Origin of the sequence: Pseudomonas aestuarii (assembly GCF_027988105.1) — a bacterium.
Taxonomy (GTDB): Bacteria; Pseudomonadota; Gammaproteobacteria; order Pseudomonadales; family Pseudomonadaceae; genus Aquipseudomonas; species Aquipseudomonas aestuarii.
On the sequence record NZ_JAQJZJ010000003.1, the window covers coordinates 63,612 to 87,457 of the forward strand.

The following is a 23,846-nucleotide window of genomic DNA, read 5'->3' on the forward strand; positions in this document are numbered from 1 at the left end:
GACGAAACGAACAGTGCGGTCGACTACAACTGCTGCAAATGAACAAGTCATTTGGCGTTTACCGGCTCGTGGATGCCGTTGGACGACTCAGTGGCTGTAACTGTCTGCTGGCTGCTACGTTGAAGCGCTTCCCCGTCCCTCAGGACAACTTCGTTCCAGTCGCAATCTCGTCGAACTGCCTTGTGGGCTTTACAACACGAATCGGTTCTGGCGGTAAGCTGGAACTCGATCCGGAGACCCTTTCCAGGGCCCCTGATTAGCGGGAGCGAGGCCATAATGCCTCTGCTAAAAGTGTTCGTCAAACGTTTTGTAGTGCTTTTTCGTTACTACTACATAAGTATTACGACGACCGGCCGGTCAGTTCTGGGCAGGGTTTACTCGGCAATCTCGACCTTGACCCGCAGCGTCATGTCCTCACGGCCCTGGGTCGAATGCTGACGCAAGAAGCCGCCTTGCTCGGCCTGGCTCTGCTGGTTAACACCGCCGATGCTGATCCACTGCCCAAGCCTGCCACTAACCCGAGTATCGGTGCTCTGGATGTCGATCACGCCTGGCCGCGACTCGCTCAGTCGGTCACGGTTGCTGCTGATCTCGATGTGCACAATCTCCCCCGTCAGGCTGGCGGTCACGTAGAAACCGCGGGTGACGTCGCGGTATTCGGTGCTGCTGTACACCTGCCCATAAGGGTCGGTGCCGGTTGACCTCAGGGGAACACTTTGGCCGACCTGGATCAGCGCCGGGTAGCCTTCGTTGGCCTGCACCTGCTGAGTGCCACCGCCACGGCTGTCGGTCGTGCGGCTGATGATGTGCACCTGGTCACGACCGCTGCTTTCACCCCGGCCAATCTGGACCTGAGCATTGCCGGCACTCAGGGTGCCGTCGGCACGATAACCGCGGTCGTTCTGGTAGCTGGACTCAGAGCTGTCGACACTGATCAGCAAGCGCCGGGGGCGGGTGTCCAGTTGCTCGAGCAACTGGCGGATTTCCGCGATCTTGGCTGGCGTGGCGTTGACGATCAACTGGTTGCCATAAGCATTGACCCGCCCATCGCTGGCAAGCACCGACTGGACTACCGGCAATACCTCTTCGGCGGTGCGGTAATTCAGCGGGATGACCTCGGTGGCCGCCCAGAGGGGCATGGCCATGCCGAACAGCAGGGCCGCAAGCAGGTTTCGTGCGCTCATAGCAGAAGGCTCCTTATATCCGGGTCGGTGATGCTGGTTTGCCAGGCCTGATCGAATTGAGCCTGGCGCAAGCGCACGCGGGCGGGGTCCTGGTACAGCGCATAACCGGCACATTGCTCGGGCGCCGGGCGCAGCAGCAAACCGTGGTCATCGGCCAGTAAAAACGCCACCTCTTCTGCGGGGTAATCCGGGTGCAGCTTGCGGATATGCAGGTTGCTCGACAGGCGGTGTGACAGGCCAAGCAGGCGGTGGCCTTGTTTGACCGCACGGGTGAGGTCTTTGACCAGGATGCGCAGGCGGTTCTTCGGGCTGGCAAGCAGGAAGCGCGTACAGGCCTCCTGGATGCTGCTGTGATGGTACAGCCAGGGTTCCAGGTCGGTGCTGTAGATGCACAGGCTGCGCTGGGCTTGCTGGAGCATGGCCAGGGCATGGGCACGGGCCATCTCGGGATGATTGAAGCGTTCGAGCGCCAGGTGCTCGCCAAGGATGAACGGGGCTGGTTCTGTCAGCGGGTTGTGCGCCAGGGCGGAGTCGGGATTGAGTACGGCAAAACGCCCCGGCGACTGAAACTCGATGGCGGGAAGCTCTGCTGGCTCGTTGCTCTCGGTTGCATCTGGCGGGGCGTTTTCGTTCATCCTGACCTCGGGTCTATTGGCTGTGGCGCACCATATCCACATGGGGAATACCGGCGTCGAGGTATTCGCCGCTGACGATGGCAAAACCAAGCCTTTCATAGAACGGCGTGGCCTGCACCTGGGCGCTGAGCATTTGTTGCTGCAGGCCACGCTTTTCCGCTTCGGCGATCACCGCGCGCAGCAGGGCATCGCCGACTTTCAGGCCACGCCAGTCCTTGAGTACCGAAACCCGACCGATATGGCCGTCCGGCAGCAGGCGTGCGGTACCGATCGGGTAATCGCCTTCGTAGGCGAGAAAGTGCGATGCCTCAGGATCTTCGGCATCCCACTCGAGTTCCGGCGGCACCGCTTGTTCGGCAATGAATACGGTCTCGCGAATCCGCCGCAGATCGGCGTTGTCTTTTTGCCAGTCGGCCAGGCGCACGTGAATGCTATTCATCGGCAAACTCCAGACTACCCTGTTTGGCCAGTTCCAATAGCAGGTTACGCCCCTCGTCATCGGCCAGCCATGGCGCAAGGTTGTCGACATGTAACGCGTCGGCCGAGCAGATCAGCTTCAGCAGGTCGCGCAGGCTGGCAGACAGCAGGCGGCTCTGGCCGCTGGCAAACAGCACCAGGTCTTCGCCCACCTCGGACCAAGCCAGGCGTGCACTGGGATTGCGAATCAGAACGGCGCCGTCATCCAGGCTGCCGAGGAAGGCGGGTTCGTCGATCTCGATAGTGGCGATCAGCTCGGGGTAGCGCGGTTCGGTCATGAACTGGCCGAACCAGGTCATCAGCAGGCGCTCATCGCTCATGTGTTCATTGAGCAGGGCTTTCAACCGATCCAGCGAGTCACGCTGGATCTGGTGCGGGTCGCTGGTCGGTTGCGCATCGGCGTCGCTGTAGCGCTCCTCGTCAGGCAGGAACTGGCCGAGAAAGTCGGTGAAATGGGTCAGTACTTCAGCGGCGCTAGGCGCGCGGAAGCCTACGGAATAGGTCATACAATCATCCTCAGCGGTACCACAGTGGGCCAGGAGCGGCGGCAGATAGAGCATGTCGCCGGGCTCCAGCACCCATTCTTCAGTTTTAGCGAATTCGGCAAGGATCTTCAGGTCCGCGTGTTGCAGCAATGGGCTATCGGAGTTGCACATCTGGCCGACCTGCCAGCGGCGCTTGCCGTAGCCCTGGAGCAGGAACACATCGTAATTGTCGAAGTGCGGCCCAACACCGCCGCCCGGTGCGGCAAAGCTGATCATCACGTCGTCGATACGCCACTTGGGCAGAAACTTGAACTCTTCGAGTAATTCGGCCACTTCCGGCACGAACTGATCGACGGCTTGCACCAGCAGGGTCCAGTCGCGCTCCGGCAGTTGGGCGAAGGCATCTTCGGCGAACGGGCCGCGGCGTAATTCCCATGGGCGCTCGCCGTGCTCGATGACCAGGCGCGACTCGATTTCCTCTTCCAGGGCCAGGCCGGCCAGTTCGTCCGGCGAGATCGGGCTCTCGAAGCCGGGCATGGCTTGGCGCACCAGCAGGGGTTTCTTCTGCCAGTAGTCACGCAGGAATTCACGGGCTGTAAGGCCACCCAACAGCTGCAGCGGAGTATCAGGATTCATCGCTAAGCCCTTGAAATAAATAAAAGCCCAAAAATAAAAACGCCCGGCACTGCCGGGCGTGCAAGGGACTCGGTCGGTTAAATACGCTTGGCCTGAGCGACGGCATTGCCAATGTAGTTGGCTGGCGTCAGCAACTTCAGTTCGGCTTTGGCCGCGGCCGGCATATCGAGGCCGTCGATGAACGTCTGCAGAGCTTCGGCACTGATACCCTTGCCGCGAGTCAGCTCTTTCAGCTTCTCGTAGGGGTTTTCGATGGCGTAGCGGCGCATCACGGTCTGGATGGGCTCGGCCAGCACTTCCCAGCAGGCATCCAGATCATCAGCAATACGTTGAGCATTAAGCTCCAACTTGCTGATTCCCTTGAGGCTTGCCTCGTAAGCGATAACGCTATGGGCGAAGCCGACGCCCAGGTTGCGCAGTACGGTGGAGTCGGTCAGATCACGCTGCCAGCGCGAGATCGGCAGCTTGCTGGCCAGGTGCTGGAACAGTGCGTTGGCGATACCCAGGTTGCCTTCGGAGTTCTCGAAGTCGATCGGGTTGACCTTGTGCGGCATGGTCGAGGAGCCGATTTCGCCGGCGATGGTGCGCTGCTTGAAGTAGCCCAGGGAGATATAGCCCCAGATATCGCGATCGAAGTCGATCAGGATGGTGTTGAAGCGAGCGATGGCGTCGAACAGCTCGGCGATGTAGTCGTGCGGTTCGATCTGCGTGGTGTAGGGGTTGAACTGCAGGCCCAGGTCGCCTTCGATAAAGGCGCGGGCGTTGGCTTCCCAGTCGACCTGCGGGTAGGCCGACAGGTGAGCGTTGTAGTTACCAACGGCGCCGTTGATCTTGCCCAGCAGCGGCACGTCCGCCACCTGGGCGATCTGCCGCTCGAGGCGATAGACCACGTTGGCCAGCTCTTTACCCAGGGTGGTCGGCGAGGCAGGCTGGCCGTGGGTGCGCGAGAGCATCGGCACGTCGGCGAATTTCACCGCCAGCTCGCGGATGGCCTCAGCAGTCTGGCGCATCAGCGGCAACAGCACGCTATCGCGGCCTTCACGCAGCATCAGGGCGTGGGACAGGTTGTTGATGTCCTCGCTGGTGCAAGCGAAGTGAATGAATTCACTGACATTATCCAGTTCAGGCAGCTTGGCGGCCTGTTCCTTGAGCAGGTATTCCACGGCCTTGACGTCGTGGTTGGTGGTGCGCTCGATCTCTTTGACGCGTTCCGCGTGCTCGATGGCGAAGTTGTCCGCCAGTTCATTGAGCACGGCCTGGGCTTCGGCGGAAAAGGCTGGGACTTCGCCGATGCCTTCGTGGGCGGCCAGGCGTTGCAGCCAGCGCACTTCAACCAGGACGCGAAAACGGATCAGGCCGTATTCGCTGAAAATAGGGCGCAGGGCGCTGGTTCTGCCGGCATAGCGGCCATCAACGGGGGAAACCGCGGTGAGCGAGGAAAGCTGCATGGGAGGCGTTCTCGGACAGTCGGGTGACGAAAAGGGCGCATATCATACATGAAATCGGCATGCAGACCGTAGCCCGAAGGTTGCCCTTCCAGGACAAACGGTACAGGACGTGCAGTTTCGCGCAGAGGGAAACCGAGGTCGCAATGAACATTCGGCCAGTGACCTGCGCGCCGCCCTGAACCTCAGTCGCCAGAATGACCGCAGCAAACTGAGCATCGGCTGCATCCGCTTGCGGACCTGCACGAACGATAACGAACGCTGGCAACTGCTGTTTCGCGCAGGGCCGCCATAACGCGATTGTCCAATTCGGTAGCCCTTCCGCGTGAAATCGCAGCCGCTGCTCGGGCTGTCAGACTTTTCTGCCGGCAAAAGCATCGGGTCGACGCCCGCGGCGGCAGCGCTAAGGTCGCCACTACCGGTGGACTGCCGCATGACGAATAGATTGGGAGTGGCATGGGATTAAGCGACAGAGTGCGGCTCCAGGCGGGAGCGCGATGGTCCCGGAAAAATGGGACGCGGAGCGACTGAGTTTGCACAGCAACTCAGCCTGGCGTTTTCAGTACGCCCAGGCAGGCCAGGAGTGCGGGCATGCTGGGTGTGCCAGTGCCGCCATGCTTTCCGGCAGATCTGCTGTAAGGCGTGCAGACGCCGGTAGAGGCTGGCGGCGCTGACAGCAGCATGCAATACCAGGCTGCATACGGGAGGCTGGGCAGTTCTGCGATCGGACCGGTTGCAGCGCGCGAGGCAAACACTCCTTGCGTGCTGATTCCGTCTTGGGGCAAGAGGAGCGGGCATCAGTTCAGATGAAAGCGCCGTCCTTGGCGTCCAAAGGTGGCCGGGAGGGTTGACCCACCCGGTCGCCAGGCCTTAGCGGCGTAGTTTGTTGCCCTGGTAGTCAAGTGCGTCGGCGTACTTCTTCGCCTTGTCCGAACTCTTGTCGGTGCCATTGACCGATGAGGTGGTCATCGCGAAGGTGAAGACCGCATGAGCCGCGGCATCGGCCATTTGCTCCAGCGCCTCGTCACTGTTGTTGTCAAAGGTGTCGCAGGCAAGGTGGTAACAGGGGTCGTACGGCTCTCCGGCGACTCCGCCATAGATTGCCGCCTGCTCGGGGGTCTTGATGCCCTCGGCGCCGGTGAAGAGACCGCCGGCCGGAATGCCGACTGCGATGAAGGGGCCGTAGTCGGAGCGCCCGTCGAAGGCAGTCGGCTCGACCGGCAACCCCTGATCGGCAAAATACTTGAGGAACACCTGCTCGATATTGTCGGAGCCGTTGGGACCCGCGGTGCCGGTTGCCGAGCCGTCGCCATCGTAAACAAAGCGCGCGAAATTGGGTGAGCCGATCATGTCGAAGTTGAGGTTTACCGCGATGTCCTTGATATCGCGCGCACTCAGGCCATCGACGTAGGCCTGGGAGCCAAGCAGTCCGGCCTCCTCGGCGCCCCACCAGGCAAAGCGCAGCTGGTTGACGGGGGCGATGCCCGTTTCGGCCAGCCGCAGCGCCATTTCGAGCAGCGCCGCCGATCCGCTGCCGTTGTCATTGATGCCCGGGCCTTCCGGCACCGAGTCGAGGTGCGCACCGACCACCACCACGCGGTCGTCCCGCCCGCCTGGGGTTTCGGCGATCAGGTTGGCGGTGCTGCGGGTTTCCGAAATGGCGTCGACGAAGACGCGGGCCTGCACGTCGGGTGTTGTCGCCAGATCTTCGCCAACGGCGAAGGCTGCGCCGACCACCGGTATGCTGACGGACGGCTCGCCAAGTGTGCCGTTGAAGGCGTCGGTACGTCCCGGCTGACCCTCGTTGAAGATCACCACGCCGCTCGCACCTGCCGCCTGGGCATTCTGTGCCTTCAGCAAAAAGCTGCAGCTGCCGCGCTGGATGATGGCGATACTGCCGGGCGTGAAGCCGGCAAAGTCCTCTGGCTCGCAGCCGCTGGTCGAGCTGTTGGCTGTCGCGGCCGGCGGCAGCTGCAGGTCGACGCCTTCGGCAGGGCCGGTAACATCGCCGGCGCCGGAGTATGACATGGTGATGAACCCGCTGGCGTCGGCGTAGGGGTACACAGTGGGCACTGGCGCCAGCTGTGTGAGCTCTGCCTGTGACAGTTCCTCGAAGTAGGGAAACTCGAAGGGCTGCACAGTTACCACGTAGCCGGCTAGCTCGACCAGCAACTTAATATGCTCGAGCGAGGCCTTATAGCCCGGTGTCGACGCGGCGCGCGTACCTTCATTGGCATCGGCGATAAACTGCAATTCGACCTGATGTGCACGCACGCCGTCTGCCGTAATGGCCGCGCGAAAGGCCTCGGTATCGACCGAGACGGCCGCGGTGCTCTGTTGCGCGGCGAGGAGGGCTGCTGCCAGCAGCGTCAGCTTCATGGTTCTCATGGGTTTCTCCTGTGCGAAAAATCTCACTGAAGACAACGCCTTTGAGCACTTCAGTGGCCGTAGCTGCCTGGCCGACTGCCTTTTGAATTTCCTCAATATCCGTGTCAGGCTGCCTCGAAGCATAGAGCAAATCCCGACAACCGCCAGCTGGGCCATTGCACTGTAGCGGCCCGGCGGCAAACCGCAGTTAGCGTTCGTGCGAGTCCGCCTGCGACGGCGGCCGATACTCAGCGTGCTTTTGTCACTCTGGCGGATGAGGTTCAGGGCGGCGCGCCTGATGACTCACAGGGTACTGGCCACATGATCCTTGCGGAATCGATGATGATCAGCGCGCCGTGCAAGTCGAGTGCTTCATCAGCTCCGACGGCGCGCTGATTCCATTGGCTCTGCCCGCAATTTCCTGCTGGGCAAGCATCAGCCGTGCTTCGATAGCTAAGGCGCTTATCAGACGGATGGCACTGCCTTTCAGCCGGTGCGCCGGGGAATCGACAGCAGGCTGGCGCCGAATATCAGGCTGGCGCCCAGCAGGGAAGCCGTGTCTGGCACTTCTCCCCAGCGTAGCCAGGCAAGCGCTCCGGCGAAGACGATGGCCAGGTAGGCGAAGGGGCCGATCAGCCCGGGCGGCGCCAGGCTGTAGGCCCTGGACATGATGATCTGGCTGGCGGTGGCCAGCAGGCCGATCCCCAGCAGCCAGGTCAGCTGCAAGCGATCCAGCGGCTGCCAGGCCCAGCTCAGCGGGATTGCCGACGCCAGAGCGCTGAATAGGGAGAAGTAGAAGACCATGCGAAAGGCCGGCTCGGTGTCACTCATCTGGCGGATCGAGACGAAGGCGAATGCTGCCAGTACGCTGGCGCTCATGCCGATCAGGGCCTGGCCGCCGAATAGCGCGGCGGAGGGTTTTGCGACCAGCAGCACACCAACCAGCCCGACCGCGGTGGTGGCCAGCATGCGCTTGCTCAGGGGTTCCTTCAGCCACCACCAGGCGATCAATGGGGTGAACAGCGGTGCCGAGTAGGTGAACAGCATGGCGTCGGCCAGCGGCAGGTGAGCGATGGCGTAGAAGAAGCAGTACATCGCCGTCAGGCCGAAACCGGTACGCCACAGGTGGGACTGGATCCGTGCGGTGTGCAGCGGGTGCAGTCCCTTGAGCAGGATCAACGGCAGGAAGAACAGCACGCCGACCAGATTGCGGGCGAACACCACCGTCTCGTTGTTGACGCTGGCGGAAACCTCTCGAATGCCGACGCCCATCAGCGAGAACAGCAGCGCCGATAATGCCAGCAGCGCGGCGCCCTGCATGGGCTTGACCATGCGGGTGGTCACGCTCAACCGCGTAACAACGGGTAGAGCTCCTTGAGCAGCTTGCTGCGGCTGAAGACCAGTTGCCAGCGGTGGCCGCCGAGCTGACGCCACAATCGTGCCGCGCGGATACCGGCAAGCAGCAGGGCACGAATCTTCGAGGCGTTGCTTGGCTGTTGCAGGTGGCGCATGTCGCCCTGGACCTGGATGCGCTGGCGGAATGTACTGATGGTGTCCTGGTAAAGACTGCCGCAGGCGGCAATCACGTTCTCATGCACCAGGCCAAAATGACCGACCTGGTTCTGAATCTGATCCAGGCGGCTGCCCATTACCTGGAGCATGTCGTCGCGCTTGGCCAGTTGTCTTTCCAGCCCAAGGAGGGCTAAGGCATAGCGCAGGGGTTCGCGCTGCAGGGTGGCCGGGTCGCGCTCCAGAGAACTGATCAGGGCGCGATAACCGTCACGCAGGTTGAGGTCATCACCACCGTATACATCCAGGGTGTTTTTGGGGTTGCGTACCAGCAGGCTGCCCAGCAGGCATGCGACTCCTGGCTCGCCAACCTGACCGGTCTTGGCCAGCTTGTCGACCAGAACGGCGGCCTCGAAAACTGCAGCCAGTGCGACCAGTTGTTCCTGCGTTGGACTCATGGATGCTTATCCTTGCTGCTCCAGGGTTCTGCTGTTTCGATCACGCCGCCGCCGAGGCAAACGTCGCCGTCGTAGAACACCACCGACTGCCCGGGTGTGACCGCGCGTTGCGGCATGGCAAAACTGGCGCGATAGCCGTTGGCGGTTTGTTCCAGGGTGCAGGCTTGGTCGCCCTGACGGTAACGCACCTTGGCCGTTAGCTGGCGTGGCTGGCTGAGCTCGATCGGATTGACCCAATAAATCTGCGAAGCGAGCAGGGCACTGGAAAACAGCCAGGGGTGATCGTTGCCCTGACCGACGACCAGCACATTGCGTTCAAGGTCTTTTTGCAGCACATACCAGGGCTCGTCGCTGGCGTCTTTCAACCCGCCGATACCCAGGCCCTGGCGCTGGCCGATGGTGTGATACATCAGGCCACTGTGACGGCCGATGACCTCGCCTTCGGTGGTTTCGATATCGCCGGGCTGGGCCGGCAGGTACTGCTTGAGAAAGTCGCTGAAGCGCCGTTCGCCGATAAAGCAGATGCCGGTGGAGTCCTTTTTCTTTGCCGTAGCCAACTGGTACTTTTCGGCGATGGCGCGCACTGCCGGCTTTTCCAGCTCACCCACTGGGAACAGGGTCCTGGCAATCTGCTCGCTACCGACGGCATGCAGGAAGTAGCTCTGGTCCTTGTTCGAATCCAGGCCCTTGAGCAGTTCGGTGCGGCCATCGCGATCGCGCCGGCGCACATAGTGGCCGGTGGCGATCAGGTCGGCGCCGAGCGCCAGGGCGTAGTCGAGGAAGGCCTTGAACTTGATTTCGCGGTTGCACAGGATGTCCGGGTTGGGCGTACGCCCGGCCTTGTATTCGGCGAGAAAATGCTCGAACACGTTGTCCCAGTACTCCGCGGCGAAGTTGGCGGTGTGCAGCTTGATGCCGATTTTGTCGCACACGGCCTGAGCATCGGCCAGGTCATCCATGGCGGTGCAATATTCGGTGCCGTCATCTTCGTCCCAGTTCTTCATGAACAGGCCTTCGACCTGATAACCCTGCTCGAGCAGCAGCAGGGCGGAGACGGAGGAGTCCACGCCACCGGACATGCCGACTATGACGCGTTGCTGTTCTGGGCTGGGGAGAGCGGGATCACGCATGGTGGTGTCTGCACAAAAGACGAAATTCTAACAGGCTGGCGGTGCCAAGGCTAAGGCGGGATTCAATCACGGATCAGCTCCAGGTCATGTGGCGGGCCAGCGAGGTAGTCGTCAATGCAGCGCAGGACCAGTTCGCTGCGCCAGCGCTCTGGCTGGCCGGACAGTTCATCACGGCTCAACCAAGACACCCCAGCGATGCCGGTATCCAGGCTGCGCTCTGGGTGATGGCGTAGCGCTTTAGCGACAAAGCAGACGCGCTGATAGGTCACGCCATTGCTCGGTGCGGTATACAGATAAATACCAACGACGCCGGTGAGTTCGACATCCCAGCCGGTTTCTTCGAGGGTCTCGCGCACCGCTGCTTCACGCAGGGTTTCGTTGGCTTCAAGGTGGCCGGCGGGCTGATTGAGTACCAGGCGTCCGCCCTTGAGCTCTTCGACGAGGAGATAGCGGCCCTGATTCTCGACGATAGTGGCAACGGTGATGTGGGGGTGCCAATCCATGTGTATGTCCTGTAGGGGGCGTTCGTAGCAGTCACGTGTCGCTGGAGCGCCATGCGCTGCATCTGCTGTACCTGGGGGCACAAGCAGAAACCCCGGCGCGTGGCCGGGGCTTCTGGTCATGCGGCGCGGTCAAGCGCCAGTGTTGCGCCTTAATGCAGCGAAGCGATCGCGGCGTTGAAGGTTGGGCTCGGACGCATGACCTTGCTGGTCAGCTCCGGGCTCGAGCGGTAGTAGCCGGCGATGTCCACTGGCGAGCCTTGAACGGCGCTGAGCTCGGCAATGATAGTTGCTTCATTGTCGGCCAGGGTTTTTGCCAGCGGGCTGAAGTGAGCTTGCAAAACGCTGTCTTCAGTCTGTGCGGCCAGCTCCTGTGCCCAGTACAGCGCCAGGTAGAAGTGGCTGCCACGGTTGTCCAGCTCGCCGGTTTTACGTGACGGCGACTTGTTGTTGTCGAGCAGCTTGCCGGTGGCGGCATCCAGGGTTTTACCCAGCAGCTTGGCGCGCGGGTTGTCGGTCTTGATGCCGGTTTCTTCCAGAGACACCGCCAGGGCCAGGAACTCGCCGAGCGAGTCCCAGCGCAGATGGTTCTCTTCGATCAGCTGCTGTACGTGTTTCGGCGCCGAACCACCGGCACCGGTTTCGTACATGCCGCCACCGGCCATCAGCGGCACGATGGACAGCATCTTGGCCGAAGTACCCAGTTCCATGATCGGGAACAGGTCGGTCAGGTAGTCACGCAGGACGTTGCCGGTCACCGAGATGGTGTCCTGGCCGCGAATCAGGCGTTCCATGCTGATGCGGATCGCTTCGTTGTAACCCATGAGGCGAATGTCCAGGCCGCTCAGGTCATATTCCTGCAGGTAGGCTTCAACCTTCTTCTGCAATTGCAGGTCGTGAGCGCGCTCCGGGTCGAGCCAGAAGATAGTTGGTGTGTTGGATTGGCGGGCGCGGGTAACGGCCAGCTTGACCCAGTCACGAATGGCCGCGTCCTTGGTCTGGCAGGCGCGCCAAATGTCACCGGCTTCGACTTCGTGCTGCATCAGTACGGTGCCGTCAGCCAGAACCACGCGCATGGTGCCGTCGACGGTCGCTTCGAAGGTCTTGTCGTGGGAGCCATACTCTTCGGCTTTTTGCGCCATCAGGCCGACGTTCGGCACGGTGCCCATGGTGGTCGGGTCGAATGCACCGTTGGTTTTGCAGAAGTTGATCATTTCCTGATAGATACGGGCGTAGGTGCTTTCCGGCATCACCGCTTTGGTGTCTTTCAGCTTGCCATCCTTGCCCCACATCTGCCCGGAGCTGCGGATCATCGCCGGCATCGAGGCGTCGACGATCACATCGCTCGGGATGTGCAGGTTGGTAATGCCCTTGACCGAATCAACCATGGCCATTTCCGGACGATCGCTGTAGCAGGCGTGGATGTCGTGAAGGATCTCTTCCTGCAGGGAGGCGGGCAGGGACTTGATCTTGTCGTAGACGCTGCTAATGCCGTTGTTCGGATTGACACCGAGTTCAGCAAATAGAGCCGCGTGCTTATCGAAGGCGCCCTTGTAGTAAACGCTGACGGCGTGACCAAAGACGATCGGGTGGGACACCTTCATCATGGTTGCCTTGACATGCAGCGACCACATCACGCCGGTTTCCTTGCAGTCTTGCAAGGTTGCTTCGAAGAACTCGCGCAGCTTCTTGCAGCTCATGAACATGCTGTCGAAGACTTCGCCTTCTTGCAGAGCGAGCTGTTTCTTCACTTCGACCTTGCCGTTCTTGTCGACGAACTCGATGCGCACGTCACCGGCTTTGTCCATGGTGATCGACTGTTCGCTGGAGAAGAAGTCGCCGCCGCGCATGTAGTCGGCATGGGACTGGGAGGCCATGCTCCACTCGCCCATCGAGTGCGGGTGCTTGCGGGCGAAGGCCTTTACTGCGGCGGGGGCGCGACGGTCAGAGTTGCCTTCACGCAGAACCGGGTTCACGGCGCTGCCGAGGATCTTGCTGTAACGCGCGCGGGCTTGAAGTTCCGCCTCGGTCTGCGGGTCTTCCGGGAAGTCAGGAATGTTGTAGCCCTGGGCCTGCAGTTCGGCGATGGCGCCTTTGAGCTGCGGCACCGAGGCGCTGATATTGGGCAACTTGATGATGTTGGCTTCTGGTGTGGTGGCCAGCACAGCCAGTTTGGCGAGGTCGTCCTGGACTCGCTTGTCGGCGTCCAGATGCTCGGCAAAGCTTGCAAGAATACGTCCTGCAAGAGAGATATCACTGGTTTCGACGGCGATGTCAGCCGATGCAGCGAATGCTTCTACAATTGGCAGAAGCGAATAGGTGGCAAGGGCAGGAGCTTCGTCGGTGAACGTGTAGATGATCTTCGAAGGGTTGGACATTTTGGATTAACTCTCTTCTTTGCTAAGCGAGCACAGAATCTCGAGATGCGCAGGTAGGCGCGTTCGCTCAAAGTCGTCAATGAGCCGAAAGTCGAGGATTTGCCGCAGTGATGGGTGATGCACCAGTAGAGCGTTGAGCGGTCGAACAGCCGGATTACGGTAGCAACCCAACCGGGTTCAAAGGCTCGCTGTCTCGTTCAAGACAGGTAAACCCCTATGACTCGTTAGTCACGGCGCGCAGTATACCATTGCACTTAGGTGCTGAAGAATGCCCTTAGCCCTATAGACGAAGGAACAGGTGGTCTCGCCTGAATCAAGTGGGTTACGCTCGGGAGAGACACGATTTTTAACCACAAAGCGGAGTCCAGCATGGGATATACAAAGATCCAGGTGCCAGCAACCGGTGACAAAATCACCGTCAATGCAGATATGTCGCTTAACGTACCGGCCAACCCGATCATTCCCTACATCGAGGGTGACGGTATCGGTGTCGATATCAGTCCGGTGATGATCAAGGTTGTCGATGCTGCCGTCGAAAAAGCCTACGGCGGCAAGCGCAAGATTTCCTGGATGGAAGTTTACGCAGGCGAGAAAGCCACTCAGGTGTATGACCAGGATACCTGGCTGCCTCAGGAGACCCTGGACGCCGTCAAAGACTACGTCGTTTCCATCAAGGGCCCGTTGACCACGCCGGTCGGTGGCGGCATCCGCTCGCTCAACGTGGCTTTGCGCCAGCAACTGGATCTGTACGTTTGCCTGCGCCCGGTACGCTGGTTCGAAGGTGTGCCCAGCCCGGTGAAGAAGCCTGGCGATGTCGACATGACCATCTTCCGCGAAAACTCCGAAGACATTTACGCGGGTATCGAGTGGAAAGCCGGCTCGCCGGAGGCGGACAAGGTCATCAAGTTCCTCAAAGAGGAAATGGGTGTCACCAAGATCCGTTTCGACGAAAACTGCGGTATCGGCGTCAAGCCGGTTTCCAAGGAAGGCACTCGTCGCCTGGCACGCAAGGCTCTGCAGTATGTGGTCGATAACGACCGCGAGTCGCTGACCATCGTGCACAAAGGCAACATCATGAAGTTCACCGAAGGTGCCTTCAAGGAGTGGGCCTACGAAATCGCAGCCGAAGAATTCGGTGCGACCCTGCTCGATGGCGGTCCCTGGATGCAGTTCAAGAACCCGAAAACCGGCAAGAATGTCATCGTCAAGGATGCCATCGCCGACGCCATGTTGCAGCAGATCCTCCTGCGTCCGGCGGAGTACGATGTGATCGCCACCCTAAATCTGAATGGCGATTATCTGTCCGACGCCCTGGCGGCTGAGGTGGGCGGTATTGGCATTGCGCCTGGCGCCAACCTGTCCGACACCATTGCCATGTTCGAGGCGACTCACGGTACTGCACCGAAGTACGCCGGCAAGGATCAGGTAAACCCGGGTTCGCTGATCCTCTCTGCCGAAATGATGCTGCGTCACATGGGCTGGATCGAAGCGGCCGACCTGATCATCAAGGGCACCAACGGCGCTATCTCGGCCAAGACCGTGACCTATGACTTCGAGCGTCTGATGGAAGGCGCCAAGCTGATGTCTTGTTCGCAGTTTGGCGACGCCATGATCTCCCACATGTGAGCTGATCAGCGGTAAGAAAAAGGCCGGTCAAGTGACCGGTCTTTTCTATTTTGTTTGGCCAGCCAGTGATCCTGCTGTTCAGACCTCGATCGTATTTCCGTGGGCCTGGGTTGCAGCAGCGGGGGCTTCGGTGGTGGCCGAAAGCGCGCTGATGTTCACGGCGTGGAGCCCCTTGGGGCCCTGGATGATATCGAAGCTCACAGCCTGGCCGGCTTTCAGGGTTTTATAACCATCCATCTGAATCGCCGAGTAATGAGCGAATAGATCCTCGTCTCGACCGTCGGCCACAATAAACCCATAGCCCTTGGCGTTATTGAACCACTTGACCTTACCGCTAAGCATGCTGATATCCCTCTGCAAAGAACTCCACCACTGGAGTATCATCCACTTCTGATTCCGCGCACGAATAAACTGGCTTGGGCGAGGGCGCGGAATCCCTCATACCTACACAAGTGGGTATTCATTGTTTGTAACACCGTTTAGCCGTTAGTCAAGGCGATGCTGCAACTGCCTGAGAAGCCGGTCAAACTCCATCTACCATCCGTACTCGCCCAGCCAAGAACCTTTATTCCAGCATGCATGCACGTAGCCAGATTCGACTAACATTCAATCAGGACCGTCCGGCAACGCATGAGGACGATTCCACCGGCCTGGCCGTGCAGGAATCCAAGCCCGCGCTGCAGGCACCACCGCTGTATAAGGTGGTCATATTCAATGATGACTACACACCGATGGATTTCGTGGTCGAAGTGCTCGAGGTGTTTTTCAACTTAAACCGGGAGCTGGCGACCAAGATCATGCTGACCGTCCACACAGAGGGACGGGCAGTTTGCGGAGTGTTTACCCGCGACATCGCCGAAACCAAGGCAATGCAGGTTAATCAATACGCTAGAGAAAGCCAGCATCCGCTACTCTGTGAGATAGAGAAGGACGGTTAACGCCGACCGCTTGGGCATGAGGTGAAGCCATGTTAAATCGAGAGCTCGAAGTCACCCTCAATCTGGCCTTCAAGGAAGCTCGCACCAAGCGTCATGAATTCATGACGGTTGAGCACCTCCTTTTGGCTTTGTTGGATAACGAGGCCGCCGCCAGCGTACTGCGCGCATGCGGTGCCAACCTCGACAAATTGCGTCATGACCTTCAGGAGTTCATCGATTCCACCACCCCGCTGATTCCGCAGCATGACGAAGAACGCGAAACGCAGCCGACCCTGGGCTTTCAGCGGGTGCTGCAGCGCGCTGTATTCCATGTGCAAAGCTCCGGCAAGCGCGAAGTGACTGGCGCCAACGTGTTGGTGGCGATTTTCAGCGAGCAGGAAAGTCAGGCCGTGTTCCTGCTCAAGCAGCAGAGTGTTGCGCGTATCGATGTGGTCAATTTCATCGCCCACGGCATCTCCAAAGTGCCAGGGCATGGTGGTCATACAGAAAGCGAGCAGGAAATGCAGGACGAAGAGGGTGGCGAATCTTCGGCTTCAGGCAACCCTCTGGATGCCTACACCAGCAATCTCAATGAGCTGGCCCGCCAAGGACGGATCGATCCTTTGGTCGGTCGAGAGCTGGAAGTGGAGCGGGTCGCGCAGATTCTGGCGCGGCGGCGCAAGAACAACCCGCTGCTGGTAGGTGAAGCCGGCGTGGGCAAGACCGCCATAGCCGAAGGCTTGGCCAAGCGTATTGTCGACAACCAGGTGCCCGACCTGCTGGCTACCAGCGTGGTCTACTCCCTGGATCTGGGAGCCTTGCTGGCCGGCACCAAGTACCGTGGCGATTTCGAGAAACGCCTCAAGGCGCTGCTTAACGAACTGCGCAAGCGCCCACACGCGATACTCTTTATCGATGAGATCCACACCATAATTGGTGCGGGGGCCGCATCTGGCGGGGTGATGGATGCTTCCAATCTGCTCAAGCCGATGCTTTCCTCGGGCGAGATTCGCTGCATTGGCTCGACCACCTTCCAGGAGTTCCGCGGCATTTTCGAGAAGGATCGCGCCCTGGCGCGGCGCTTCCAGAAGGTCGATGTCAGCGAGCCTTCGGTTGATGACACCTATGGCATTCTCAAGGGTCTCAAGGGGCGTTTCGAGCAGCACCATAGTATCGAGTACAGTGACGAGGCCCTGCGTGCCGCGGCAGAGCTTGCTGCGCGCTATATCAATGATCGGCACATGCCAGACAAGGCAATCGATGTAATCGACGAGGCGGGTGCCTATCAACGCCTGCAGCCGGTCGAGAAGCGGGTCAAGCGCATTGAGGTGGCGCAGGTCGAGGATATCGTGGCAAAAATCGCACGAATTCCACCAAAACACGTCAGCAGTTCGGACAAGGAACTGCTACGCAACCTGGAGCGCGATCTCAAGCTCACGGTGTTCGGTCAGGAAGCGGCCATCGACTCGCTGTCTACGGCGATCAAGCTGTCGCGCGCCGGACTCAAGGCGCCAGACAAACCTGTGGGCTCGTTCCTTTTTGCCGGTCCTACCGGGGTCGGTAAAACCGAAGCGGCTCGCCAGTTGTCCAAGGCGCTGGGTGTAGAGCTGGTACGTTTCGACATGTCTGAGTACATGGAGCGGCATACTGTGTCCCGGTTGATCGGTGCGCCGCCGGGTTATGTCGGCTTCGATCAGGGCGGTTTGCTGACCGAGGCCATCACCAAGACGCCACATTGCGTGTTGCTGCTCGATGAAATCGAGAAGGCTCATCCGGAAGTCTTCAACCTGCTGTTGCAGGTAATGGACCACGGCACCCTGACCGACAACAATGGGCGCAAGGCCGATTTCCGCAACGTGATTCTGATCATGACCACCAACGCCGGGGCGGAAACTGCGGCGCGCGCGTCCATTGGCTTCACCTATCAAGACCATGCGTCCGATGCCATGGAAGTGATCAAGAAGAGCTTCACGCCAGAGTTCCGCAACCGCCTGGATACCATCATCCAGTTCGGTCGCCTGAGCCATGAAGTGATCAAGAGCATCGTCGACAAGTTCCTCACCGAACTGCAGGCGCAGCTTGAAGACAAGCACGTGATGCTTGAAGTCAGTGATGCTGCGCGCGGCTGGCTGGCAGAGAAGGGCTATGATGTGCAGATGGGGGCCAGACCCATGGCACGCTTGATTCAGGAAAAGATCAAGCGTCCCTTGGCGGAGCAGATCCTGTTCGGCGAACTGGCCGAGCATGGAGGCGTGGCCCATATCGATCTCAGTGGCGACGAATTGACCTTCGAATTCGAAACCACGGTGGAGATGGCCTGAGGCTAGCTTAATTGCGCACACAAAAACGCCCGGCAGTGCCGGGCGTTTTTGTGTGCGCCTGATTTGATCAGTCGTGGAAAACCCAGTGCAAGAGGCTCAAGGTCAGGTGGCAGGGGAGCCTGGCGAGTCAGTGAAGCAAAAGGCGAAGAACGCGATCTGTTTGACTCACTTCATTCTGGAGGCTGTCGGACTTTAGCTGTAGACAGGCTCAAGTCCGACAAGCTCCTGAAGTCAGGCTAAAGCGCGCTTAACGCTACACTTTGCTACCTGCCCTCATGCCTATGACCAAATGCAGTGGTTTTACAAAGACCTGTTAACGGGCGCGGTAGGTGATACGACCTTTGCTAAGGTCGTAAGGCGTCAGCTCTACACGAACCTTATCGCCAGTCAGAATGCGGATGTAGTTTTTGCGCATCTTTCCGGAGATGTGCGCGGTAACGACGTGCCCGTTTTCCAACTCCACGCGGAACATGGTGTTGGGCAGGGTGTCGACGACAGTGCCTTCCATTTCGAAGCTGTCTTCTTTCGACATTCAGTAAAGCCCTCGGTATCCAAAGTATGGCTATGGCCGGTGCAACTGGCTCCAGGCAAAAGCGGCGTGCATTGTGCCCGAAAAGGAGGGCGTACGCCAAGCGACTTCAGGTGAGAGTGATCCAGCGCTGATTAACGAGCAGTTCGATTGGGCGGTATTGCGTCTTGTAGTTCATTTTTCGGCAGTTCTTGATCCAATATCCAAGGTACAGGGCGTGCAACCCAAGGCGCGCTGATTCCTTGATTTGCCAGAGAATGGCGAAGCGTCCGAGGCTGCGACGCTCTTCGCTGGGCTCGTAGAAGGTGTAAACCGCTGAAAGTCCATTGGGCAGCACATCAGTGACTGCAATCGCCAGTAGTCGGCCGTGCTGGCGGAACTCGTAGAAGCGGGAAAACGGCAGGTCGCGTACCAGGAACGTGGAGAACTGCTCGCGGTTCGGCGGGTACATGTCGCCATCGGCATGACGTTGCTCGATATAGCGCACATAGAGGCTGTAGTACTCCTCGGTGAATGCCGGGCGCACTGTACTGACCTGGATGTCGAGATTGCGTTTGAAAATACGCCGCTGCTGACGATTGGGTTTGAACTGGCTAACAGGAATGCGCGCAGGCACGCAGGCCGAGCAGCGTTGGCAGTGGGGTCGGTAGAGGTGGTCGCCACTGCGGCGAAAGCCCATCTCCGAAAGTTCGGCATAAACGTCCACATCCATCGGCTGACTGGGGTCGAGGAACAGGGTGGTGGCCTGCTCTTCGGGCAGATAGCTGCATGGATGCGGCTGAGTGGCGTAAAACTTCAGGCGGGCCAGCTCGGTCATGATCGACTCTCGGGATAATGCCTTGAATAAGTGTAAGCCACCCTGCGGGACTCGCCTAGGCGCGCCAGGACGCCACGTCGGGCTGGTCGATGTGCCGCTGCAAGTAGTCAGTGAACTCTGTGCGGGCAATCGGCCTGGCGCCAAAGCTGTGCAGGTGTTGCGTGGGCATCTGGCAGTCGATGAGTACAAAGCCCCAGGCCTTGAGTTGCTCGACCAGGGTGACGAAGCCGATCTTGGACGCGTTATCGGCGAGACTGAACATGGATTCGCCGAAAAACAACCGGCCCATTGCCAGCCCATATAGCCCGCCGACCAGTTCATCATCGCGCCAGACTTCGACCGAATGGGCAATGCCACGGCGATGCAGCTCAAGGTAGGCATGCTGCATTGGGGTTGTGATCCAGGTGCCGTCGGCGTAGTCGCGGGGCGCAGCGCAGGCCTGGATTACTCGGGCAAAGGCTCGATCGAACGTTACCTGGTAGCGTGCCTGGCGCAGCACCTTGGCCAGGCTGCGCGAGACATGCAGCTCGTCAGGGAAGAGCACCGTACGTGGGTCCGGCGACCACCAGAGGATCGGCTGATTATCCTGATACCAGGGGAAGCAACCATGGCGGTAGGCCGCTATCAGCCGCTCGGCACTCAAGTCGCCGCCGGCCGCAAGCAAGCCGTTAGGCTCGCGCAGGGCTTTGCTCAATGGCGGGAAACTCAGGGAGTCGCGTTGCAACCAGGTCAGCATTAGACGCACCGCGGGAGGCCTGGGGGGGGGCTTGGCAACCTGTCGGATTGCCAAGTCTTCCCAGGGAGCGATCAATTGTCGTCGAGGAACTTTTCGACATCCAGTGCAGCCATGCAGCCGGCCCCGGCGGAGGTGATTGCCTGGCGGTAGACATGGTCGGCCACGTCGCCAGCAGCGAACACGCCCTCGATACTGGTCGCAGTGGCATTGCCTTCACTGCCGCCCTTGATCAGCAGATAGCCCTCGCGCATTTCCAGCTGGCCCTGGAACAGATCGGTATTGGGCTTGTGGCCGATGGCGATAAACACGCCAGTCAGCGGCAGTTCCCTGGATAAGCCAGTGGTGGTGTCTTTCAGGCGCACCCCGGTCACGCCGCTGGCATCGCCAAGCACTTCGTCGAGGGTGTGATTCCAGTGCAGGTGGACGTTGCCGTTGGCGGCCTTGTCGAACAGCTTGTCTTGCAGGATTTTTTCCGAGCGCAGCTTGTCGCGACGGTGAATCAAGTGCACTTCCTTGGCGATATTGGCCAGATACAGCGCTTCCTCGACGGCGGTGTTGCCGCCACCAATCACCGCGACGACTTGATTGCGGTAGAAGAAACCGTCGCAGGTGGCGCAGGCAGACACGCCCTTGCCGGCAAAGGCTTCCTCCGATGGCAGGCCTAGGTACTGCGCCGAGGCGCCGGTGGCGATGATCAGTGCATCGCAGCTATAGGTCCCGCTGTCGCCTTTGAGGATAAACGGGCGCTGCTGCAACTCGGCCGTGTGAATGTGGTCATAAATGATCTCGGTGTCGAAGCGCTCGGCATGTTTTTGCATGCGCTCCATAAGCGCGGGACCGGTCAAGCCTTCGACGTCACCTGGCCAGTTGTCCACTTCGGTAGTGGTGGTTAGTTGGCCGCCGGGCTGGATGCCGGTGATCACCACGGGCTTGAGGTTGGCGCGCGCAGCGTATACCGCCGCCGCGTAACCGGCAGGGCCGGAACCCAGGATGATCAGGCGTGAATGCTTGACTTCGCTCATAGAAACACCTCATAAGCCTTTGTCACAAAAGAGAATGCATGCTCAAATTGAGTCGCACGTAATATGTTGCTGGCTATGCTACACCGAACCAAGGGGCGAGCGGGAGCCGGTGGTAGAGGCCTTCGTCCAGGGTGGTTGCCACCTCGTTACCTGGCGTGGCATCAACCGGGTAAATCCGTACAATAGTCAAAATTTTGCCATTAACCGATTATTCGGCGCGCCACAGGCGCAGGAATAGATGCGTTTTGAAGAATTCGAGCCCTACAGCCCAGACTCCAGTCTGGCGTCAGCAATTGCCCTACAGGTTGAAAGAAGGTGCCTTGATCGCTCTTGGCGCACTCTGCCTTTATCTGTGGATGGCGCTGCTGACTTATGATCCCGCCGACCCGGGCTGGACGCATACCAGCAGTATCGAGCAGGTGCACAATGCCGCTGGCCGGGCAGGCGCCTGGTTTGCCGACATCTTGTTCATGGCCCTGGGCTATTTCGCTTATGTGTTTCCCCTGTTGCTCGGGGTCAAGACGCTGCAGGTGTTTCGTGATCGCCATCAGCGGTGGCAGTGGAGCGGCTGGCTGTTTTCCTGGCGCTTGATCGGTCTGGTATTCCTGGTGCTGTCCGGAGCGGCGCTGGCCGATATTCATTTTGATGTAGGCGCCAGCATACCTGGCTCTGCTGGCGCTGGCGGTGCATTGGGCGAGAGTCTCGGTCAGTTGACCGAAGATGTCTTGAACGTGCAGGGCAGCACCCTGCTGTTCATCGCCCTGTTCCTGTTTGGCTTGACCGTGTTCAGCGACCTGTCCTGGTTCAGGGTCATGGACCTCACCGGCAAGATCACCCTGGATCTCCTCGAACTGATCCAGAGTCTGGTCAACCGCTGGTGGAATGCCCGTACCGAGCGCAAGCAACTGGTCGCCCAGTTGCGCGAAGTCGATGAGCGGGTCAGCGAAGTGGCGGCACCGATGGTGCACGACCGCCGCGAGCAGGCCAAGGTCAAGGAGCGCTTGCTGGAGCGCGAGGAAGCGCTGAGCAAACACATGAGCGCGCGTGAAAGCCGCACGGCCCCTGTGATTACCCCGCCAGTGGAGCCTAAAGCCGCCGAGCCGAGCAAGCGCGTACAGAAAGAAAAGCAGGCGCCGCTATTCGTCGACAGCGCTATCGAAGGCAGCTTGCCGCCGATTTCCATTCTCGATGTCGCCGAGAAGAAGCAGAAGAAATTCTCCCCCGAGTCGCTGGAGGCCATGTCGCGCCTGCTTGAGATCAAGCTCAAGGAGTTCGGCGTCGAGGTCATGGTCGAGTCGGTGCATCCGGGGCCGGTGATTACCCGCTTCGAAATCCAGCTTGCCGCCGGCGTCAAGGTCAGCCGCATTTCCGGTCTGGCCAAGGATCTGGCGCGCTCGATGGCCATCATCAGTGTGCGGGTGGTCGAAGTAATCCCTGGCAAAACCACCGTGGGCATCGAGGTGCCCAACGAAGACCGCCAGATCGTGCGTTTTTCCGAGGTGCTGTCGTCCCCCGAGTACGATGACGCCAAATCCCCGGTGACTCTGGCCCTTGGCCACGACATCGGCGGTCGCCCGGTGATTACCGATTTGGCGAAGATGCCTCACTTGCTGGTCGCCGGCACCACTGGCTCGGGTAAGTCGGTCGGGGTTAACGCGATGATTCTGTCGATCCTGTTCAAGTCCACGCCGGAAGAGGCGCGCCTGATCATGATTGACCCGAAAATGCTCGAGCTGTCGATCTATGAAGGCATTCCACACCTGCTTTGTCCGGTGGTTACCGACATGAAGGAGGCGGCTAACGCCCTGCGCTGGAGCGTTGCCGAAATGGAGCGGCGCTACAAGCTCATGTCGAAGTTGGGCGTGCGCAACCTGGCGGGCTTCAACCGCAAGGTCAAGGAAGCCGAGGAGGCGGGGGAGCCGCTGGCAGACCCGCTGTACAAGCGTGAAAGCATGCACGACGAAGCACCGTTGCTGAAATCCCTGCCGACCATTGTGGTGGTCGTGGACGAATTTGCCGACATGATGATGATCGTCGGCAAGAAAGTAGAAGAGTTGATCGCGCGGATCGCCCAGAAGGCCCGTGCCGCGGGTATCCACCTGATTCTCGCCACCCAGCGACCGTCGGTGGATGTGATCACCGGCCTGATCAAGGCCAACATTCCGACCCGCATGGCTTTCCAGGTGTCGAGCAAAATCGATTCGCGGACCATTCTCGACCAGGGGGGCGCCGAACAATTGCTCGGCCACGGTGACATGCTCTACCTGCCGCCCGGTACCGGTCTGCCGATTCGCGTCCACGGCGCCTTCGTTTCCGACGAAGAAGTCCATCGCGTGGTAGAAGCCTGGAAGTTACGTGGTACCCCGGACTATATCGAAGACATTCTGGCAGGCGTCGAAGAGTCCGGCAGTGGCTTTGACGGCGGCAGTGAAGGGGGGGGCGAAGGCAGTGAGGAGGATGCGCTGTACGACGAAGCCGTGCGTTTTGTCACCGAAAGCCGTCGGGCCTCGATTTCTGCGGTGCAGCGCAAGTTGAAGATTGGTTATAACCGTGCAGCCCGGATGATTGAAGCAATGGAAATGGCTGGCGTGGTGACATCGATGAGCACCAATGGCTCGCGCGAAGTGATCGCGCCAAGTCCAACTCGTGACTAACGCCTAGAAATCAATGTGAT

20 protein-coding genes are annotated in these 23,846 nt (G+C 59.8%); 4 read left to right on the plus strand and 16 right to left on the minus strand.

The genetic code is table 11. From position 1 onward, the window contains the following. Positions 1 to 374: 374 nt before the first annotated feature. From PH586_RS07285 to PH586_RS07335, 11 genes are all read right to left on the minus strand, one after another. Positions 375 to 1,184, minus strand: a complete 810-nt coding sequence (locus tag PH586_RS07285) for a secretin N-terminal domain-containing protein (RefSeq protein ID WP_271347108.1) — start codon at positions 1,182 to 1,184, stop codon at positions 375 to 377. Continuing rightward, positions 1,181 to 1,819 (minus strand): DUF7931 domain-containing protein, encoded by a 639-nt coding sequence (locus PH586_RS07290; RefSeq protein ID WP_271347109.1) that lies wholly within the window; start codon positions 1,817 to 1,819, stop codon positions 1,181 to 1,183. The genes PH586_RS07285 and PH586_RS07290 overlap by 4 nt, the downstream gene beginning before the upstream one ends. A gap of 13 nt (positions 1,820 to 1,832) precedes the next feature. Continuing rightward, complete coding sequence (locus PH586_RS07295) at positions 1,833 to 2,258, minus strand: GNAT family N-acetyltransferase (protein ID WP_271347110.1); 426 nt, start codon at positions 2,256 to 2,258, stop codon at positions 1,833 to 1,835. Beyond that, complete coding sequence (locus PH586_RS07300) at positions 2,251 to 3,417, minus strand: ribosomal protein uL16 3-hydroxylase (RefSeq protein ID WP_271347111.1); 1,167 nt, start codon at positions 3,415 to 3,417, stop codon at positions 2,251 to 2,253. The genes PH586_RS07295 and PH586_RS07300 overlap by 8 nt, the downstream gene beginning before the upstream one ends. A gap of 77 nt (positions 3,418 to 3,494) precedes the next feature. Beyond that, complete coding sequence (gene purB, locus PH586_RS07305) at positions 3,495 to 4,865, minus strand: adenylosuccinate lyase (protein ID WP_271347112.1); 1,371 nt, start codon at positions 4,863 to 4,865, stop codon at positions 3,495 to 3,497. Between the two features lie 867 nt (positions 4,866 to 5,732). Continuing rightward, positions 5,733 to 7,250 (minus strand): M28 family metallopeptidase, encoded by a 1,518-nt coding sequence (locus PH586_RS07310; protein ID WP_271347113.1) that lies wholly within the window; start codon positions 7,248 to 7,250, stop codon positions 5,733 to 5,735. A gap of 465 nt (positions 7,251 to 7,715) precedes the next feature. Continuing rightward, positions 7,716 to 8,561, minus strand: a complete 846-nt coding sequence (locus tag PH586_RS07315) for a DMT family transporter (RefSeq protein ID WP_408636813.1) — start codon at positions 8,559 to 8,561, stop codon at positions 7,716 to 7,718. A 14-nt stretch (positions 8,562 to 8,575) separates the two neighbouring features. Then, a complete protein-coding gene (gene hflD / locus PH586_RS07320) occupies positions 8,576 to 9,196 on the minus strand; it encodes a high frequency lysogenization protein HflD (RefSeq protein WP_271347114.1) in 621 nt (206 codons plus the stop codon). Further along, positions 9,193 to 10,326, minus strand: a complete 1,134-nt coding sequence (gene mnmA / locus PH586_RS07325; protein WP_271347115.1) for a tRNA 2-thiouridine(34) synthase MnmA — start codon at positions 10,324 to 10,326, stop codon at positions 9,193 to 9,195. Before mnmA ends, hflD begins: the two co-directional genes overlap by 4 nt. A gap of 62 nt (positions 10,327 to 10,388) precedes the next feature. Then, a complete protein-coding gene (locus PH586_RS07330) occupies positions 10,389 to 10,829 on the minus strand; it encodes an NUDIX hydrolase (protein WP_271347116.1) in 441 nt (146 codons plus the stop codon). A 149-nt stretch (positions 10,830 to 10,978) separates the two neighbouring features. After that, positions 10,979 to 13,204, minus strand: coding sequence for an NADP-dependent isocitrate dehydrogenase (locus PH586_RS07335; RefSeq protein WP_271347117.1), 2,226 nt, complete (start codon positions 13,202 to 13,204; stop codon positions 10,979 to 10,981). A 369-nt stretch (positions 13,205 to 13,573) separates the two neighbouring features. Between PH586_RS07335 and icd the strand changes: the two genes are divergently transcribed. Then, entirely contained in the window at positions 13,574 to 14,830 is a 1,257-nt protein-coding gene (gene icd / locus PH586_RS07340) for an NADP-dependent isocitrate dehydrogenase (RefSeq protein ID WP_271347118.1), read from the plus strand. Between the two features lie 78 nt (positions 14,831 to 14,908). Here icd and cspD read toward each other — a convergent pair whose 3' ends face one another. After that, positions 14,909 to 15,172: a cold shock domain-containing protein CspD gene (gene cspD / locus PH586_RS07345; protein ID WP_271347119.1), complete on the minus strand. Its 264-nt coding sequence runs from the start codon at positions 15,170 to 15,172 to the stop codon at positions 14,909 to 14,911. A gap of 233 nt (positions 15,173 to 15,405) precedes the next feature. On the opposite strand from cspD, the gene clpS reads away from it, so the two are divergent. Both clpS and clpA read left to right on the plus strand, forming a co-directional pair. Next, positions 15,406 to 15,768, plus strand: coding sequence for an ATP-dependent Clp protease adapter ClpS (clpS, locus tag PH586_RS07350; RefSeq protein WP_079202028.1), 363 nt, complete (start codon positions 15,406 to 15,408; stop codon positions 15,766 to 15,768). 29 nt (positions 15,769 to 15,797) lie between these two features. Beyond that, on the plus strand, positions 15,798 to 18,068 hold the full coding sequence (clpA, locus tag PH586_RS07355; protein WP_238043086.1) for an ATP-dependent Clp protease ATP-binding subunit ClpA: 2,271 nt from the start codon (positions 15,798 to 15,800) through the stop codon (positions 18,066 to 18,068). A gap of 313 nt (positions 18,069 to 18,381) precedes the next feature. Here the strand turns inward: clpA and infA are convergent, their stop codons facing one another. The 4 genes from infA to trxB form a co-directional block, all read right to left on the minus strand. Then, positions 18,382 to 18,600 carry a translation initiation factor IF-1 gene (infA, locus tag PH586_RS07360; RefSeq protein WP_002553999.1) on the minus strand — a complete coding sequence of 73 codons (219 nt, stop codon included), beginning with the start codon at positions 18,598 to 18,600 and terminating at the stop codon, positions 18,382 to 18,384. Between the two features lie 106 nt (positions 18,601 to 18,706). Continuing rightward, a complete protein-coding gene (locus PH586_RS07365) occupies positions 18,707 to 19,414 on the minus strand; it encodes an arginyltransferase (protein WP_271347120.1) in 708 nt (235 codons plus the stop codon). 55 nt (positions 19,415 to 19,469) lie between these two features. Further along, positions 19,470 to 20,150, minus strand: a complete 681-nt coding sequence (gene aat / locus PH586_RS07370) for a leucyl/phenylalanyl-tRNA--protein transferase (protein WP_271347121.1) — start codon at positions 20,148 to 20,150, stop codon at positions 19,470 to 19,472. A gap of 71 nt (positions 20,151 to 20,221) precedes the next feature. Then, positions 20,222 to 21,172 (minus strand): thioredoxin-disulfide reductase, encoded by a 951-nt coding sequence (gene trxB, locus PH586_RS07375; RefSeq protein ID WP_271347122.1) that lies wholly within the window; start codon positions 21,170 to 21,172, stop codon positions 20,222 to 20,224. A 245-nt stretch (positions 21,173 to 21,417) separates the two neighbouring features. Here trxB and ftsK point away from each other — a divergent pair, with 245 nt between their 5' ends. Then, the gene (gene ftsK / locus PH586_RS07380; protein ID WP_271347123.1) at positions 21,418 to 23,826 is read left to right on the plus strand and encodes a DNA translocase FtsK; all 2,409 of its coding nucleotides are present in this window, start codon (positions 21,418 to 21,420) and stop codon (positions 23,824 to 23,826) included. Positions 23,827 to 23,846: the final 20 nt, after the last annotated feature.